General features: G+C 39.4%; 13 protein-coding genes. 3 read left to right on the top strand and 10 right to left on the bottom strand.

The annotated features are described in order from the left end of the window. Positions 1 to 299 precede the first annotated feature (299 nt). Positions 300 to 962: an FMN-dependent NADH-azoreductase gene (locus tag LY624_RS19345; protein WP_341804872.1), complete on the bottom strand. Its 663-nt coding sequence runs from the start codon at positions 960 to 962 to the stop codon at positions 300 to 302. A gap of 119 nt (positions 963 to 1,081) precedes the next feature. On the opposite strand from LY624_RS19345, the gene LY624_RS19340 reads away from it, so the two are divergent. Further along, complete coding sequence (locus LY624_RS19340) at positions 1,082 to 1,930, top strand: LysR family transcriptional regulator (protein WP_341804871.1); 849 nt, start codon at positions 1,082 to 1,084, stop codon at positions 1,928 to 1,930. A gap of 183 nt (positions 1,931 to 2,113) precedes the next feature. Here LY624_RS19340 and LY624_RS19335 read toward each other — a convergent pair whose 3' ends face one another. The 4 genes from LY624_RS19335 to LY624_RS19320 form a co-directional block, all read right to left on the bottom strand. Then, positions 2,114 to 4,444, bottom strand: coding sequence for a S9 family peptidase (locus tag LY624_RS19335; protein ID WP_341804870.1), 2,331 nt, complete (start codon positions 4,442 to 4,444; stop codon positions 2,114 to 2,116). A gap of 94 nt (positions 4,445 to 4,538) precedes the next feature. Then, positions 4,539 to 5,339 carry a DODA-type extradiol aromatic ring-opening family dioxygenase gene (locus LY624_RS19330; RefSeq protein WP_341804869.1) on the bottom strand — a complete coding sequence of 267 codons (801 nt, stop codon included), beginning with the start codon at positions 5,337 to 5,339 and terminating at the stop codon, positions 4,539 to 4,541. 112 nt (positions 5,340 to 5,451) lie between these two features. Further along, positions 5,452 to 6,084: a thiopurine S-methyltransferase gene (gene tmpT / locus LY624_RS19325; RefSeq protein ID WP_341804868.1), complete on the bottom strand. Its 633-nt coding sequence runs from the start codon at positions 6,082 to 6,084 to the stop codon at positions 5,452 to 5,454. Between the two features lie 9 nt (positions 6,085 to 6,093). After that, positions 6,094 to 6,582 carry a DUF2938 domain-containing protein gene (locus LY624_RS19320; protein ID WP_341804867.1) on the bottom strand — a complete coding sequence of 163 codons (489 nt, stop codon included), beginning with the start codon at positions 6,580 to 6,582 and terminating at the stop codon, positions 6,094 to 6,096. Between the two features lie 100 nt (positions 6,583 to 6,682). On the opposite strand from LY624_RS19320, the gene LY624_RS19315 reads away from it, so the two are divergent. Next, a complete protein-coding gene (locus tag LY624_RS19315) occupies positions 6,683 to 7,564 on the top strand; it encodes a LysR family transcriptional regulator (protein ID WP_341804866.1) in 882 nt (293 codons plus the stop codon). On the opposite strand, the gene LY624_RS19310 is transcribed toward LY624_RS19315, so the two are convergent. After that, complete coding sequence (locus LY624_RS19310) at positions 7,559 to 8,134, bottom strand: DJ-1/PfpI family protein (protein ID WP_341804865.1); 576 nt, start codon at positions 8,132 to 8,134, stop codon at positions 7,559 to 7,561. The genes LY624_RS19315 and LY624_RS19310 overlap by 6 nt on opposite strands. 126 nt (positions 8,135 to 8,260) lie before the next feature. Here LY624_RS19310 and LY624_RS19305 point away from each other — a divergent pair, with 126 nt between their 5' ends. Next, positions 8,261 to 8,965: a hypothetical protein gene (locus LY624_RS19305; protein WP_341804864.1), complete on the top strand. Its 705-nt coding sequence runs from the start codon at positions 8,261 to 8,263 to the stop codon at positions 8,963 to 8,965. Between the two features lie 37 nt (positions 8,966 to 9,002). Here LY624_RS19305 and rmuC read toward each other — a convergent pair whose 3' ends face one another. From rmuC to LY624_RS19285, 4 genes are all read right to left on the bottom strand, one after another. Beyond that, complete coding sequence (gene rmuC / locus LY624_RS19300; protein WP_341804863.1) at positions 9,003 to 10,469, bottom strand: DNA recombination protein RmuC; 1,467 nt, start codon at positions 10,467 to 10,469, stop codon at positions 9,003 to 9,005. A gap of 229 nt (positions 10,470 to 10,698) precedes the next feature. Beyond that, entirely contained in the window at positions 10,699 to 13,842 is a 3,144-nt protein-coding gene (locus LY624_RS19295) for a DEAD/DEAH box helicase (RefSeq protein WP_341804862.1), read from the bottom strand. Between the two features lie 415 nt (positions 13,843 to 14,257). Beyond that, positions 14,258 to 15,220 (bottom strand): transcriptional regulator, encoded by a 963-nt coding sequence (locus tag LY624_RS19290; protein WP_130152052.1) that lies wholly within the window; start codon positions 15,218 to 15,220, stop codon positions 14,258 to 14,260. A gap of 14 nt (positions 15,221 to 15,234) precedes the next feature. Further along, positions 15,235 to 16,473, bottom strand: coding sequence for an AAA family ATPase (locus tag LY624_RS19285; protein WP_341804861.1), 1,239 nt, complete (start codon positions 16,471 to 16,473; stop codon positions 15,235 to 15,237). Positions 16,474 to 16,703 lie beyond the last annotated feature (230 nt).

Here is a 16,703-nt window from a genome sequence, read left to right as displayed (position 1 = left end):
ATTATTCCATTCATTACCTTGCACAATTAACTTAACCTAAACAATTGACAAAAAAGCTTTAAATCATAGCCTTGGGTTATAGGCTGAAACTATTGGATAAATGTTCTAACTTTAAGCTGTTCTAAAGAAGATCTAATGAGGTAAAGCAAAATCTTTGAATAGTGATTTGTTACCAAGATGAACAAGTAAAAACCAAAAAGTGAGAAGACGTTAAGAAAGCGGTGATATGAATTTTAACTCTCGTCGTATCTGTAAACCCCCATTACAAAAACTAAATAAGCCGCATCAAGCGGCTTTCTTTATTTATATTGAGTGAATGCTAATTGCTCAGCTTTCGCGTAAGCATTGGTAAGTGAACGCTGATGTCTATCATCTTTAAACTCTTGGTATTCACAGGCAATTTCGTCAATTTTATCGACTCCTAAATACTGACTTAAGGTGCGAAGGTGAGGCACCAAATGACTCATATGTTCACGTATTCCACCTTGTTCAAAACCAAATTCTCCAGTGGAGGTAATGATCACTAATCGTTTCCCTTTAAGTAGCGGCTTTAGAGGAAAATCTCCTCGTTCTAAATCAAAATCAAAGGTTTCGTTAATTCTTACAATTTGATCAAACCATGCTTTAAATTGTGCTGGCATGCCGTAATTATACATAGGCGTTGATATCACAATAGTGTCGGCTTTTGCCACTTCACCAATCAGCTCGTCAGATTCAGCTAGCAGTGTCTGCTGCTGTATAGTCCTTTTTTGAACAGGGGTGAACACAGCCTCTATCCAAGCTTGAGTTATAAAAGAGGGAGGATGTATCCCTACATCACGATAGATATACTCAGCTATAGCATTATTTTTTTGTAAGGTATCAATATAATATTTAGCAATATTTTTAGAAATAGAGTTATGATTTGGATTATCATTTTTCACTTCACGTACACTAGCATCAATGTGTAAAAGAGTAGTCATAATTAAAACCTTATTAGTTAATGTATAGATATCATCAACAAATTGAGACGTTTTAGCAAACGAGTTAAAATTCACTATAAATAAGTTTTACTCAGCTATTAATATAAGTGAGTTTAGTTATGCATATATCATTACAAGCTTTAAAAGCCTTTGAATCAGCAGCCCGCCTTGGAAGCTTTAAAGCTGCGGCAACTGAACTTGCCATTACGCCCACAGCGGTTTCACACCACATCGCAAATCTAGAAAGCCGGTTAAATACTGATTTATTTCATCGCGAAGTGAGAAAAATTACCCTAACTCACGCGGGTAAGTTCTTAAGCCTCAACGCATCAAAAGCCTTTAAACTTATTCATGATACAATAGAGGAGCTAAACAGCTCGCATAACCAAATTCACATAAGCACAACTTCATCGCTTGCAGCGCTGAGACTCATACCTGCATTACATGAATTAAATACAGAACATCCTCACCTAAACGTGGATATATCAACCAGTGAATCTCTAGATAAACAATTACATACTTTACCCGTTAGGTTAGGAGAAAAAGGGAAAGTTAATAAAAATGATATTATAAATAGTGAAGTATTTAATGTATTTGCTCCAACCACACTACGAACAGCTCCTTGGCTGAATAATCAAGTAACGCTATACACTTGCCACTGGAAAAACAACAACTTACCTGAACCACCTTTTGCTGACTGGCTCACTAAAAATAACTTAAGTTCAAAACAGTTTAAAATTAAGACGTTTGATCAAGAACTATTCGGCATTCAACAAGCCTTAGCAAATAACGGTATAGTATTTTGTTCAAACACATTGGTAAAACCTTACATCGAAGCAGGTTTGTTAACGCAATTTAACAGCCAAGCGATTGAATCTGAGCTATGTTATTACATTCCAGATAAATCTCGATTTGCAACAAACACATATAAAATCATAATTGAGTGGCTTAAAAAGATAATCAATTAACCCTTATACCTGATCAAAAATCGAATAGCCTAATAGCTATTTTTACGTGATAAATACTATTACTTCTCAACTGAGTAATTTAGAAACGAGTATCTTCTACCAGCTTTCTGTAACGGGGGTTTACAGTTTGCATAAAAAACCGCAGCTTAAGTGCATAAGCTGCGGTTTATTACTGAAGCATATTTACTTGTTAAGTAAATGCTTTTCGAAGAAGTTAGCCATCATAGTGTGGTAGTGCAGGGTAGTGCCTTCACCTTCACGTAGGCTGTGAGAACGGTTCGGGTAAGAGAAAAAATCGAACTGTTTATTGTGCTTAACTAATTCGTTAATTAAACGCTCTGAACCTTGGTAGTGTACATTATCATCTCCGGTACCGTGGATCAGTAGCAACTTACCTTGCAGGTCTTTTGCAAAGGTGATCGGAGACGTGTTGTCGTAACTTTCTGGATCGGTATTTGGGTTACCCGCATAGCGCTCTTGGTAGATAGTATCGTACAAGCGAATATCTGGCACTGGGGCAGAGGCAATACCCACTTTATATTTATCACCATGGCGGAATAACAAATTAAGCGTTGAACTACCGCCACCTGAGTGACCCCAAACACCAACACGGTCAGTATCAATGACATCCCAACGTTTTGCCATTGCATCAAGGGCGTCAACTTGGTCACGCACAGTAATAGAGCCTATTTTTTTGTAGATAGACTTACGCCAATCTCTGCCTTTTGGTGCGCGCGTGCCTCGGTTATCAACTGAGGCAACAATAAAGCCTTGCTGAGTTAAGTACGATTTGTATAAGTAACTGTCGCCTTCCCAGCGGTCTTGTACTGTTGAGCCCCATGGCTCACCATAAACATAGAAAACGATTGGGTATTTTTTGCTTTTATCCATATTCGCTGGGAACATGATGTAGCCATCAAGCTCAACACCATCACGGGCATTAACTGTAAAGAACTCGTGAGTCGGTAATTGCTCAGTCGCTAATTTCTCTTTTAATGCTTTGTTCTCAACTAAGGTTTTCACATTACTGTGATCGCTTACTTTGATGATCTCTTTCGTTGGTGGAGTGCCAAACTTAGAGAAGGTATGCATTGCCCAAGAGGTGTCTTTAGACATGTAATAGCTGTTTGAACCATCGAATGACGCTGGCGTTACACGCACCGGTTTAGAGCTGCCATCTAGCGAGGTACGGAATAAATAACGTTGGCCAGGATCATCCGGTGATGCAGTAAAGTACATAACGTTTTTATCTTCGTTGAGCGCTAACATATCAATGATGTCGTACTCGCCCGGTGTTAAATCAACAACCGTTTTGCCATCACGAGATACACGGTACAAATGACGCCAACCATCACGCTCACTGTGCCAAATAAAGAACTTACCGTCTTTTGACCAATTTGCTTTATAAAACCACTCAATAAAGGCATCGTCTTTATCTTCAAGAATTTTAGTCAGCTGCTGTTTTTGCCAGTCGAATAACCAAACTTTATTGTGGCTTTGCGGGCGGTTGAGATCTTGAATCATCAATGATTCACCAGTGCCTGCCCAGCTAATACGTGGAATATAACGATCGCGATTATCGCCACCTAGTTCAGCCCAACGGGTTTTCTTGTCATTAAGACTAACCACACCCACTTTAACCGCAGAGTTCATTTCGCCAGCTTTTGGATACGGAAATTCTTTAAGGGTAGGGTAGAGATCATCGGTGTTATTGATCATGGTGAAGTATTTCACGCCACTGGTATCAAGCTGCCAATAGGCAATTGATTTGTTGTCTGGACTCCAGCGGAAACCATCACGAATGGTAAATTCTTCTTCGTATACCCAGTCAAAATTACCATTAACAATGGTGTCGTTACCATCAGTGGTTAAAGCAGTCACAGCCTTGCTACCCACTTTTTCCATGTAGATATTGTTATCACGCACGTAAGCTACTTTTGAGCTATCTGGTGAGAACTTAGCAAACATTAGCTTTTTCGCTTCGATGTTTTCGCCACCTAACTGATATAGCGAATCGGTTTCGAGGTTTAAAAGCCAAAAATCACCACGGCTACGTGAGCGCCACACTTGCTCGCCATTGGTAAAAACCATCAGCCATTTACCATCTTTAGACCATTGGTAGCTTTCAACGGTGAGTGGCTCTTTATCACCTTTGGGAATTAATTTTTCGTAGTTAACAAGTACCTTACGACCCGTTCCATCGGCGTTATAAAACACAATATCATTGCCTTTTACGCCATGCTCATCGTCTTTAGCTTTATCGTCTTGGTTGTTTTTATCGCTTTCGCGCTCTTCAAGTACCGTATAACCAGTACCATCATCGAGCCACGTAAAATAGGTGCTACGCTCAGCTTTAAAGTCTTTTTCTTTATAAATTTGTTCAAGCGAGAGCGGATTAGCCGTTGCGTTCACTGTTGCTGATGGCGTGCTCGCTTGCTCTGTACTTGAGCATGCTTGCAAACCTAAACCCGCAACCACAGCAAACGCAAGGGTTGATGTTTTTATTAAGTTCATTTTGTTATCCCTTGGTTTTAACCAATCAAGCGTAACAAATTAACTTAATAAAATCTTAACATTTATCGTGAAAACAATGTGTTTAAACTTAAAATCACGCGTTCCACAAGAACATACTGGCTTGCTTGTTAGCAATACTTAGTTCGTAAATATCACTACACGGGCGCATCGCCGCACCATAGCAAACATGTAATGGCAATAAGTGTTCTTCACGAGGATGACTAAAACGCGCCGCAGGGGCCATTTGCCATTCTAATAACTTAGCTTGTCGCTGTTGCTCACTCAGCTCAGCATTACCACATACATCAACTAGCCATTGCTCAAAAGCCATATTTTGCGCTTGAATTTCAGCGCTTTCAGGGGTGAAAAATGCGCGCATATTATGAAAAGTAAAGCCAGACCCAATGATCAATAAATTATCGTAATCAAGTTGTTGTAAAACCTCACCTATCGCTAGGTGTAAGCTTGGCTCAAGGCTTGGATGTAACGACAATTGCACACAAGGTATATCTGCTTCTGGATACATAATTTTCAAAGGCACATACATACCGTGATCAAAGCCACGAGATGGGTTTAATGCGCTATCGATATTAGCTTTTGCCAATGCCTGATGTAATTTTTCGGCAAGGGCTGGTTCACCAGGGCTTGGGTACTCAATACTGTAAGCAGGGTCAGGAAAACCATAGTAATCATAAATTAGCTTAGGAGCAGCGCTCGAAGTGATGCTAATAGGATTCGCTTCCCAGTGTGCACTCACCATCAAAATAGCTGACGGCTTTTGAATTTTTGCAGCAATAGATTGCAAACAAGTTACCATATCAGCATGACTTGGATCGCCAAGTAAAGGCATAGGACCGCCGCCATGAGAAACAAATAAAACGCGTGGCTTTTGCATAAATGTGCTCCTTAAATACGCTTATCACTATAGTGCACGCACAGAGATACAATAACCAGCCAGAAAAACGCACAACTAGAGTGTGAATTTACACACCACTAGTTTGTAAGTACTAACTTAAATGCCAAGCTACGTTCATAGCAGGGACTTGCCCTTTTAAGCCACCTTCGAGAGGTTCTTTGCACAGTAATGTTAGTTGATAAAAAGCATCGTAGTGCTGATGTAGCTCATCGGCTACTACACTAAACGGCGGGCCCGAAAACTCATTTTGCTGATACTCAAAGACCACCACTAATTGTTTAGCTCTATTGGTCAACTCTAGTAAATGCTGGGTATAGCGAATGCGCATGGGCTTTGGCAGCGCAACTAAGGCAGCACGGTCATAAACCGCGTTGATAGTGCCAAGTTCATTCGCGGTCAGTGCAAAGATATCACCTACCCAAACGGTTAGATTTGCGCCTTGGTAACGTAATAGCTCGCCGTGTTGGCTGATTTCGGGTTCTAGTTTTAACTCATCAAATAATTGCTTAATGGCAATCTCACTAAGCTCAGCCCCAACAACACGCATACCTTGCGCGAGCAAATAATGAATGTCGTGAGTTTTGCCACACAGTGGCACAAAAACAGTATCGCCTTGCTGTAAATTTAAGTTAGTAAAATAGTGATCTAGGTAACGGTTAACGTCTCCTTCATGAAAACCTATTTCGTTATTTTCCCAACGTTGATGCCAATGCTTTGCGTCCATTACTTACTCCTAAATAAATTGAATGAATTGAGCTGATAAATATAATCCGACACCAAAAAGTAGGTGAGTTACACTACTCTTTAAGCGGGCTTGAAATGGGTTTGCGCTTTTCGTAGCCATTATCCCCATCCCTAAAGCTGGCTGCATAACAAAAAATGGCATAGATACGCTAGCTAATCCAAATATACATGCAGCGATTAAGGTGGGCTGTTCAAGCCAAGCAATACCGACCAGTAATATAAATAGAAACGAAAATAAAACACCAATAAAGTAGTGTAAGCACCAGCCAAACACGCACTCAAAATGCTTAACAGGGCTAGCTGCTATATTCTGGTGCATAAACTTTCCATCTAATAACCCCAAGCCCCAACGGCCAACTAAACAAAAGTTTAATGAAGGTACCTTAAACACTTTAGCCAGCAAAAAAGCATAAAGATCAATGAACAAAGTCGCCGCTATGCCTACAAAAGTTATCACATAAATATCATTAACACTCATAATTAGATGCTCTTAAATGATTTAATAAAAGGCATGATATCTAATTGCAAAAGTGCTAAAAATAGCAAGATAAACAAACAATGATTGCATTAATGAGAACATGATTGACGATATTGCTCTATTCATACAGATTGTTAAACAAGACGGCCTAAGTAATGCGGCTAAGAACTTGTCGCTGCCTACCGCAACAGTGTCACGACGCTTACAGCGACTTGAGCAACGCCTAGGTGAGCAGCTTTTAAATCGCTCAGCAAGGCAATGCACGTTAACGCAAGCAGGGGAGGTGTATTTTCAAAGTTATGTTGAATTAATTGAGCAATTTGAACAAACTCATCGCCAGCTTAATGAGCAAAAAGCACAATTGTCAGGAAAGCTTAAAGTGTTAGCACCTCTGAATATTAGTCATGGTTTCTTAAAGCCAATGTGGCTCGCATTTACTAAACAGTTCCCTGATATTCAACTTGAGCTACTGCTTAATAATCAACTTGAGGATCTGAGTAAAAGCCAAGCTGATATAGCGATAAGAGTAGGGCCACAGGCAGATTCTATGCTCCATCAGAAAAAGTTAGGCAGTGTTGATACTTTATTTGTATGCACTAAAGCATACCTTAATTCGGCATCTGCCATAGAAGAGCCTGCTGATTTAAAACAACATAGGTTAATTGGTACCACGTTGAGAAATAAGTGGCAGCTAACCAATACACAAACGAATGCAACTTATACTCACATGTGCCGATTTGCTAGTACTTTTAACGATACAGGATTTGTAAAATACTTAGTTTGTGATGAGCAAGGTATCGCCTTGTTACCTCGGTTTGAGGTTATAGATGAATTAAAATCTCAGCAGCTAGTTCAAGTACTGCCACACTGGCGAGGGGAAAACCGCGACATTTATGCTATCTGGTCAAGCGCACGTTTACTGAGTAAAAAGGCTGCCTGTTTAAAACAGTTTATAACCGACTATATTGCTGAACAATTATAAAGTCTGCCATTGATATTCCATCTGTTTGGCAGTCAGTAGGGCGTGTTCGTAACTAATAAACTCAGCGACTAACGCTAGGCTCATATCAATGCCAGCAGAAATTCCCCCAGAACTGGTAAACTTATCGTCGGTGACCCAGCGAGTATCTGCAATCACATTGAGATCAGAAAACATAGCAGCCAGCTCAGGTTGATCTTGCCAATGAGTCGTGACATTTTTACCGTTTAAAAGCCCAGTTTTAGCAAGCAAAAACGCCCCCGTACAAACACTCGCAACACGCTTGGTGTTAGTGGCTGTGTGTTTTAACCAAGTAATAACCTCTGCTTTTTCGAGCTCTCGTGTATGGTCGCCACCAACCACAACAAGGAGATCAAGCAAAGGGCAACCAGCAAAGCTGTAATGGGGGTTTACACTATAACCACCACGGGCAAGTACAGGCCTATCATTTTCAGCAATTAAACTCACTTGCCAGTCATTATTCGCTAGGCGCTTGGCAGTACTAAACACCTCAAACGGACCTGAGAAATCGAGCACTTCGGCATCATCATAGATGTAAATTCCAATATTCATACAATTGTTCCTATTATGTGGATTTATTTCTCAAGTAAAAAAACGTACTATGCCATTTTTGCAGTTCGTTAATGACATATTATTAAATTGCGCACTGTATACAAACAAAACTTCAAGGCATTGTTAATGCGTTTTTTATTTTTATTGAGCGTGCTGCTGGTTGGTTGTAAAACAACACAGCAAAGCGTTGCTGAAATTAGTGAAGTATCGCCGGGCACTATTTATTTTCAGGGCGAAACATCAAAGCAAAATGTTGAAAAGTTTGAACAATTATTAGTAAATAGCGATCAGCAAATCAACACCTTAATTATTAATAGCGAAGGTGGTGATGTGATGGCAGGTCTCCATTTCGGAGGCTTAGTTCATGAATATCAACTCAATGTTGTGGTGCGAGAGCTTTGTGCATCGTCTTGCGCTAATTATATCGTTACCGCAAGTCCACATGTCCTCGTTGAAGAGCAAGCCGTTGTAGGCTGGCATGGCGGCTCATTACAGCCACTATACGTGCCAATGAAGCAGCCGCCAGAGGTCGCTAGCTATATAGCAAAATGGCAAACCGCAGAGCGACAATTTTTCGATATTATCAATGTTGAACAAGCGGTTACTATCATAGGTATGATGCCTGGTATTACCGAGAAACGTGACGCTGCTATTTATAGTTACGATACCCAAACCCTGAAACGTTTAGGGTTACATATCGAGTTTGCAGGTGCGCAAACGGGGATGTCAGCAAGTGGTGAAAAAATCGCGCAGGTATTCGAACTTGAAGAGTCAGTACTTAACCACTTTTTGATGCTCAACGATATCGTGTCAGCTGAACTTATTAATTAATAAAAAGCCAACATGACGTTGGCTTTTTTGTTAGATATTAATCTAACTCTAAGTGGGCTTTTTCAACAGTTTCCGCGGGTAGCTCTTTTTGAACAGAAACCCCCAGTTCTTTGAACTCAGAGGCCTGCTTAATTAAGTTTCCTTTACCACGATACAGCTGAGAAAATGCTTTGTCGTAGCTTTCTTTGGCGCGGTCTAATTGCTTACCAACCCCTTCCATACTGGTTAGGAAACCATTGAGTTTGTTGTAAAAACGCTCTGCACGAGCGGCAAGCTCTTTTGAATATTTAGTTTGCTCTTCAAAACGCCACAGTTGTTTTACGATATTCAAGCTAGTCAATAAGGTCGTTGGAGTAGCAACTAAAATGTTTTTTTCGATTGCTTGCTGATAAATATCACTTTGGTACTTAAGCGCTTCAACAAATGCCGACTCTATCGGTACAAACATGATCACCACTTCTGGTGAGTTAATACCGGGTAGTCTGTCGTAGGCTTTGCTTGCTAACTCGTTAATACGCGATTGCACCGCCATAACATGCTCTTTAAGCGCTTGCTGAGCCTCAAGCTCTGTATCGGCATTTACATAGCGTGTATACGCGTTTAAAGAGGTTTTAGCATCAATAACTAAATGACGTTGCTGGGGTAAATACACCACAACATCAGGGCGTAAACGGCCATCTTCGGTGTTAAACGACACTTCACGCTGATAATCTACTCCAGCACGCAGCCCTGCGCTGTCTAGTACATTTTCAAGCATTAACTCTCCCCAATTACCTTGGGTTTTCTTTTGCCCTTGTAATGCGGTGCTCAGCCTATCAGCTTGTTCAGTGATAGCTTGGCTTTTAGCTTGTAAATGCAATAACTCAGTTTTTAGTGCTGCACGTTGCTTTAGATCTTCAACGTGGATCAATTCCATTTTATCGCGAAAGCCTTTTAGTTCACCCTGAACCGGTTTTAATAATTGCTCAATACTTTCTTGGTTTAAGGTTTTAAAACGCTGCGATTTTTCTTCAAGGATTTGATTAGCGAGATTTTCAAACTCTTTTTTCAGTTGCTCTTTGCTGTCTTTGATATGACTAAGCTGCTCTTTAAAATGCAGTTCTTTTTGCTCTATAGTGCTTCGTAAGGTACTTAAATCAACATCCCGCTGATTAAGTGCAGCTTTTGTATCAACAAGTTCAGCTTCAACTTGACGCCAAAACTGGTTGTATTGTTGTGCTTGTTTTTCTTGTTCTACGAAACGGGTTTTAAAGTGTTGAGACTCATCACGTTGTTCAGCGTAATCTTGCTGTAGCTGCGAAAGGGTAAGCTGGGTTTCTTGCAATTGCAGCTGCTTTTGTTCTAAATGATTTTGCAGGATTTGCTGGCTATTTTGCAGTTCGGTTAACTGATTTTTTAAGCGACTTTTTTGTAGGGCAAAAATGACACCACTAGTAACAGCACCTACAGCAGCACCAAGTACTCCACTTTGCCAATTAATCTGTGTAATTAGCTCTGTAATCATAACGAAAACTCAATAACTTAAAGACACATCATCATAACGAATTAGCGCACAGCAGAGTAGGGGGTTTAGGCATAAAAAAAGCCAGCTCAAGGTGAGCTGGCTCTAACATTACTAAAATTTAGTAACCAAATGGGAAATCAACATAATGCTTATGTAAACTGCAATTTAACAACAAGCATAACAATAGACGCCCCAAAATTTGATTAGTTCAAAAAAACTTTAAAAAAATTTAATTTTTTATCAGTGCGAGCATTTGCTCTTCATCAAACTGAGTGAAGCTCATTGATTTTTCAGTAAATAAAGCATCAACAAGGGCTTGCTTATGCTGCTGCATTTTAAATACTTTTTGTTCAATTGAGTTAGCCATAATCAATTTATAAACAAACACTGGGTTCGTTTGGCCAATTCGATAGGCACGATCTGTCGCTTGTTTCTCAACAGCAGGGTTCCACCAAGGATCAAAATGAATCACAGTATCGGCTTGAGTTAGGTTTAGCCCTGTACCGCCGGCTTTAAGGCTAATTAAAAACACGGATGTATCACCTTGAGTAAACTCTTCGATAACACGGTCACGGTGTCGTGTTTGTCCAGTAAGCATACTAAAGCGAATGCTAAGCTCATTTAATCGCTCAGCTATCACATCAAGTGCCATGGTGAATTGACTAAATATAATCACCTTTCGACCTTCGCTAAGCATGATAGGCAAATGCTTAGATAACCACTCAAGCTTTGCGCTGCCAGCCTGTGAACTAGGGTCGATCAATTTTGGATGACAGCAAATCTGTCTGAGCTTTAACAATGCATCTAAAAAGGCTAGCTTACTTTTTTGCACACCTTGCTGCGCAAATAGGTCGACTAATTTCTGTTCTAAAGATTCAGTGATACCGGTGTAGATTTCTTTTTGTTTGCTTTCAAATTCAAACTCTTTAACTAGCTCGGTCTTCTCTGGTAGCTCTTGCGTTACCTGAGCTTTAGTTCGACGCAAGATAAATGGCATGATCAACGATTTAAGTTCATCTGCACGGGCAACATCGTTATCACGCTCAATAGGCGTTTGAAAATAACTCTTAAAATGTGTTTGCGAACCAAGCAAAGAGGGCATTGCAAAGTCGAGCAAAGATTTAAGCTCAAATAAGTTATTTTCAATTGGCGTGCCGCTTAAGCACAGTTTGAAGTCAGCATTCAGACGCTTGACCAAGCGTGAAACCTGCGCAGCATCGTTTTTGATATATTGAGCTTCATCAAGAATGATGTTTTCAAAATACAGCGGCGAATAAAAGGCAATGTCACGCTTCAACAGTGGGTAAGTTGTTAAGATACAATCTGCTTGCGACAACTGTTGTAATTGGTCGCTGCGCGCAGCACCAAATACGGTGGTGATTTTTAAGTTGCTCGCAAACTTATTGATTTCGCTTTGCCAATTACCGACCAAGCTGGTTGGGCAAACAATTAACGTAGGGCCTGCTTGTGGTGATTGCTTGGCATTAGCTAAAAAGGCAATAACTTGTAAGGTTTTACCTAGCCCCATGTCATCTGCCAAAATACCACCAAGTTGATGACGTTTTAAAAAGTTAAGCCAATCAACACCGTGCTGTTGGTACTCACGTAATTGCACACCTTGGTTTAAGCCTTGAATATCGGACTTTTTAATAAGTTGTTGTGAGCTATTTAGTTCAGATAAGTACGCATCGAGTGCATCGTCGACAATATTAACCTTAATTGCTTTTTGCTCGATAAGCTTAGGCAAAAACGATAAAGGCATTAAGATTTCGTCACGGGTTTTAATGTACTCAAATCGCTTGCGATAGTCATTTAATTGTGTGATTGCATTTTTTTCTACTACAGCAAAACGTTTTCCCACATTGAAGTAATAAAACAGTTCGCTTTGTCTATTGAGAGATTGGAAGTCGGGATTCTCTGTAGTAAATAGTTGTAGTGTTTTGACTCCCGAGATCACGATTTTACTAACTATTTGATGGCCTTTACCACGCTGGACTTGGAGTGATACTTGCTTCAAGCCTTTGCTGACACTTAGCTTATCGTCTATTTTCCAACCACGTTTCAATAAGTTAGGAACTATTTCATACTTAAGCCAGTGCCCATGAATCGCCGAGTTTCTATTAAAAATGAGCTCGGTTTGTAAAGCCCCTTTACAGAGTTCAAAACCGAGATTTGTTAGCTCATTTACAACCGTATTCTCAAGCGACTTGTTCAGTATATCAGCAGGTGCCTGACCTAAATCATACAGCGAATTATGATAATTAAACTTTAAAGAGAGTGTAATTACGTTCTCATCACTATTGATACTAATCACAGGAAAAACTGTACGGGAGTTATTTTTCTTACTTTGTTTAAAAGCGTGAGGGATAACACCTTCACCAAAGTTATCATTGAGTTGCTGATAAACGCGATCAAAGTTCTCTGTGTGAATAGCTGGCATATTTGCAAGTAAAGCAATCTCATCAGCCGTTAACGGAGTACGAATACGGCCTACCTTCAGTTTTTCAGGGTCTAGGTAAGTAGGGGGCGTTGTTTTTAATAATAACCAATTATCTTGGCCTGCAAGTGTCATACTCAATGACGTTAAGTCTTTACGTTGTTTCCAATCAAACTCTAGCGCTTGCATGCTATCAGCTTTAATAGCTTGGCGAGAGCGACCTAAAAATAAACGCTGGGTGGCAATTAACTGCTGCAGTGCTGCAAAGCCCCATTGACCTTTAAGCTCTAATTTACCAAGGGCATTTTGAGAACGGATCCAGCTATATAAACGAAAATCCGATTCTAATAAATCAGTAGGAGTCACAAAGCTATTTAATTGCTGCTCAGTTAGGTTTCGACCTAATGTATAGTCGTGTTCTGAGTCATAATTAGCAATTTTTGGAGTGAGGGTTACAACAGACTTCTCTACATCGAGGACAAATAATAGAACCTGTTTAGCAGTATTACTGGTATTTTGTTTTAGCGTTTTTAGTTCACTAAACCAATCATTAATGATGTAGTCTTCGCCATAGTCACCTGAATGTTCAATTTTTAGCTTAAGAAGCACAGCTGCGACATGACGACATTTAGTTTTAGAGCCACAAGTACAATGCGAATCAACCGAAAAACCACTTGGTAATTTACTGATCTCAATATGCTGAGTAAAGGTATTTCCTTCGTTACCAAACATTGATGCATCGATAATACTAAAGTCACTGTTATGCTCTAACCAGTTGATTTGACCGTTCTGATGATATTCTTTTGCTTTACTTAACACATGTGGCTTAAATAGCTGTTTAATGAAGCGCTCGGATAGAGGAAACTGAGTTTCTTGCTCTTGTTTAATTTCTTCAAAGATAGCTAGCAAGTCACTTTTAGATAAGTTAGCAGACATAACGTTTTTGGCAGTAAAAACAAAAAATAATTCTGCCAGTATATGATCTATCGGCCCAGAGCTAAAGCACTATTGGGCAATATTGGACTGGTTGGAGCTGATAACTTGGTAAAAAACTGTTTTAAACGAGAATCAAAGCTACAAACTGACATACTGAGCATTTAACAAACAACAATCGCACAAGATACAAACAGGTTAATAACAAGGCAGGGGCTTTACAGATCAATTTTTTACTAAGCAATCTAATTATGAGAGTAAAAAGCCTGTAAAGGGGTGATTAGTTGGTAAAAAACTGATCTGAGAGTGTAATAAATACCAATTTTGCCCGTCATAGATCATTATTTTACTAACAAAAGAGAGGAATAGATCACGCTTTTACTAACAGTAAAAGCGTGAGGGATCATTCTTTTACTAACTAATTAAAGCTATTTAAAAGCTTAGTTAACTGCTCTAAGCGTTTGTCTGTCATCACTTTATTATCGATTTTAACAGATAAATCGCCGCTTTTAATGTTACGCTGTACGCTGACAAACTCACTGTCGATAAGCGCTTCACGGCGGCTTGGCGCTGCAGGCTCGGCTGTCAATAACTTAGTAATTGCTAACGCACGTTTATCATCACTACTAATTTGCGCTATTTCGCTATCTCTGCTGACATCGTTTACTAGTTTGGTAAACAATTGTTCATCACGCTCTTTGGCACTTATAAGCTTTTTCGCTACTTCACGGCCAACATGGTTTGCTGTTGGGTAAAGGCTTAAAACCGTTGAAGGTAGGTTCTCATAAGCTTTGATAGCATCAGCAATGGCTGTGTGTGATACTCCCTCAATCGCAGCAATCTCACGATAAGAGCCCTTTTTACCTTCAGCAATAAGCTCATCACGGGTCTGTTGATATGCTTGACCAAGCTCCCATAGGCTTGGAGCAATATATTGATCAGATGATACAGCAAGTATTTTAGCATCTTGATCTGTGAAATCTTTAGAGCTTAAAACTAAGTAATCAGAGTTACTTAAGATACATGCTTTACGACGACGAGAGCCGGCTAAAACAAGCATTTCGTCACCTTTATCCCAACATAGGGCAGGGTGCTGATTACGACCGTCTTCGGCAATCGCTGGAAGAATATCAGCGACTGATTTTTCATTTAATAATGATTGTACTCGTCGGTTTTTACCATATACCTTTGTTTTAGCTTCAATTTCAGAGCTAGGGATAACCTTACACACTAAGGTAATTAAGCGAGTAGGATCGCTAGGCGAAGGCATACTCACTACATCTCCAGCTGTTGCTTGTTCCAGTAACGCATCTAAGCTACTGCTTTCAATTGACGTTGAAAATGGATCTAAGCTGGTATCATTCTTACGTTTTTTAGCCATTTTTATTATTAACCTTACTTAGCTGGATTGAGAGATGATTGGGTTGATTGCCAATTAGAACGAATCAACATTTCTAGTTCATCAACGACATCTTTGATATTTTCTTGAGCACGAAGTAGTGACTCTCGGCTAGCTAAGCTATCAGATGTTTTTTGATCAAAAATAGTATTAAAAGATGATGAACTAGCAGTAATAGCTGAGCTATGATTAATCGGATAGCTCATAACTTGGCGACCAAATGCACTACGTACATCTTTGACAATGTCACGCTGCGAGTGATTTCCTTTCACATAATTAGTTACCAAGAATTGCATAAAATCCCAGCCTTGATGGCCTAGTGCTGCAACAGTATGATAAATCTCACCCAATCGTTTTAAGTATTTATTATTTGCATCAAAATCTACAGCTTCTGGATGAACTGGGATAAGCATGGATGTTGAGGCCATTAACGCGTTGTAAAACATAAAGTTAAGGGAAGGTGCGGTATCTATTAAGATAAGATCAAATTGATCTTTCACGGGTTCAATGACTTTCTCAAGTAACTTATGATAATGACGTGTTCTATCGTAACTAGAGCTATCTTTTAATAGAGTTGCTGTTTCATGCTCAAAGTAAAAATCATCCATACCAGAAGGCAAAATACGAATATTTGGGATATGAGTTGGTAAAAAAGAATTAGTAACCAATTCATCCCAGGTTTCGTTTTCTTCAAGTTCAATACAATCACGCATTAAGTCACCGACAGTGATCGGATCTGGCTCGCTAGGAGGAAAGAAACTTGATGAAGAACCTTGCGGATCGAGGTCGATAATACCAATTCGGTAACGCTTGATATTTGTAGTAGCAAGTGCCGCAGCGATATTCACCATGCTAGTTGTTTTACCACAGCCACCTTTTAATGAATTGATAACAATAACTTGTAATTTGTCATCTACAGTACGGTGATCAGGCTTAATATCCATGATGTCAGCCATAGCAAAGATATTGACTAACGTGTAAGCATAGTGACCATTAGCTCCACGTTTGATATTAAGTTCATCAAAATCACCATTGTCGTGGCGTCTTTTTAACGTACGATTATTACAGCCTAATAGATCTGCGGCTGCTTTTTGAGTGTAAGTCCGAAGTTCTTTTTCTTCAGACTTAAGATGAGCACGATAATGTTGAATACGTCCTTCTAGCGATTTTTCAGCAACTTCTGCTGTCGCTTTTAGTAACCTATAAGTGGCTAGCGCATTATTATTGATAGACATACTTTCTTCCTCAAAGTTATGATTTAAGTATAATGTCCATTCAAATTGCTGTAAACAACTATTTAAGGCGACATACCTTTTATTTATAAGACATTTAATAAAAATTTGTAACTTTACTAATGCTAAGTATAAATAAGTAAGTTTAATATCGGTTAAGTATATAGGTATATAAGATTAAGATGCTAAAATAGTGAAATATATAGCTGATTTCATTGAATATTTACTAAAAA

This window comes from Pseudoalteromonas sp. N1230-9, assembly GCF_032716425.1.
Classification (GTDB): domain Bacteria; phylum Pseudomonadota; class Gammaproteobacteria; order Enterobacterales; family Alteromonadaceae; genus Pseudoalteromonas.
The sequence above is the reverse complement of the archived record's forward strand: the minus strand, read 5'-3'. Positions and strand labels throughout refer to the sequence as shown.

Excerpts from the sequence above, each read along its gene's own strand:
- LY624_RS19345 (WP_341804872.1), bottom strand. The coding sequence starts at position 962 with ATGACTACTCTTTTACACATTGATGCTAGTGTACGTGAAGTGAAAAAT.
- LY624_RS19340 (WP_341804871.1), top strand. The coding sequence starts at position 1,082 with ATGCATATATCATTACAAGCTTTAAAAGCCTTTGAATCAGCAGCCCGC.
- LY624_RS19335 (WP_341804870.1), bottom strand. The coding sequence starts at position 4,444 with ATGAACTTAATAAAAACATCAACCCTTGCGTTTGCTGTGGTTGCGGGT.
- LY624_RS19330 (WP_341804869.1), bottom strand. The coding sequence starts at position 5,339 with ATGCAAAAGCCACGCGTTTTATTTGTTTCTCATGGCGGCGGTCCTATG.
- tmpT (WP_341804868.1), bottom strand. The coding sequence starts at position 6,084 with ATGGACGCAAAGCATTGGCATCAACGTTGGGAAAATAACGAAATAGGT.
- LY624_RS19320 (WP_341804867.1), bottom strand. The coding sequence starts at position 6,582 with ATGAGTGTTAATGATATTTATGTGATAACTTTTGTAGGCATAGCGGCG.
- LY624_RS19315 (WP_341804866.1), top strand. The coding sequence starts at position 6,683 with ATGATTGACGATATTGCTCTATTCATACAGATTGTTAAACAAGACGGC.
- LY624_RS19310 (WP_341804865.1), bottom strand. The coding sequence starts at position 8,134 with ATGAATATTGGAATTTACATCTATGATGATGCCGAAGTGCTCGATTTC.
- LY624_RS19305 (WP_341804864.1), top strand. The coding sequence starts at position 8,261 with ATGCGTTTTTTATTTTTATTGAGCGTGCTGCTGGTTGGTTGTAAAACA.
- rmuC (WP_341804863.1), bottom strand. The coding sequence starts at position 10,469 with ATGATTACAGAGCTAATTACACAGATTAATTGGCAAAGTGGAGTACTT.
- LY624_RS19295 (WP_341804862.1), bottom strand. The coding sequence starts at position 13,842 with ATGTCTGCTAACTTATCTAAAAGTGACTTGCTAGCTATCTTTGAAGAA.
- LY624_RS19290 (WP_130152052.1), bottom strand. The coding sequence starts at position 15,220 with ATGGCTAAAAAACGTAAGAATGATACCAGCTTAGATCCATTTTCAACG.
- LY624_RS19285 (WP_341804861.1), bottom strand. The coding sequence starts at position 16,473 with ATGTCTATCAATAATAATGCGCTAGCCACTTATAGGTTACTAAAAGCG.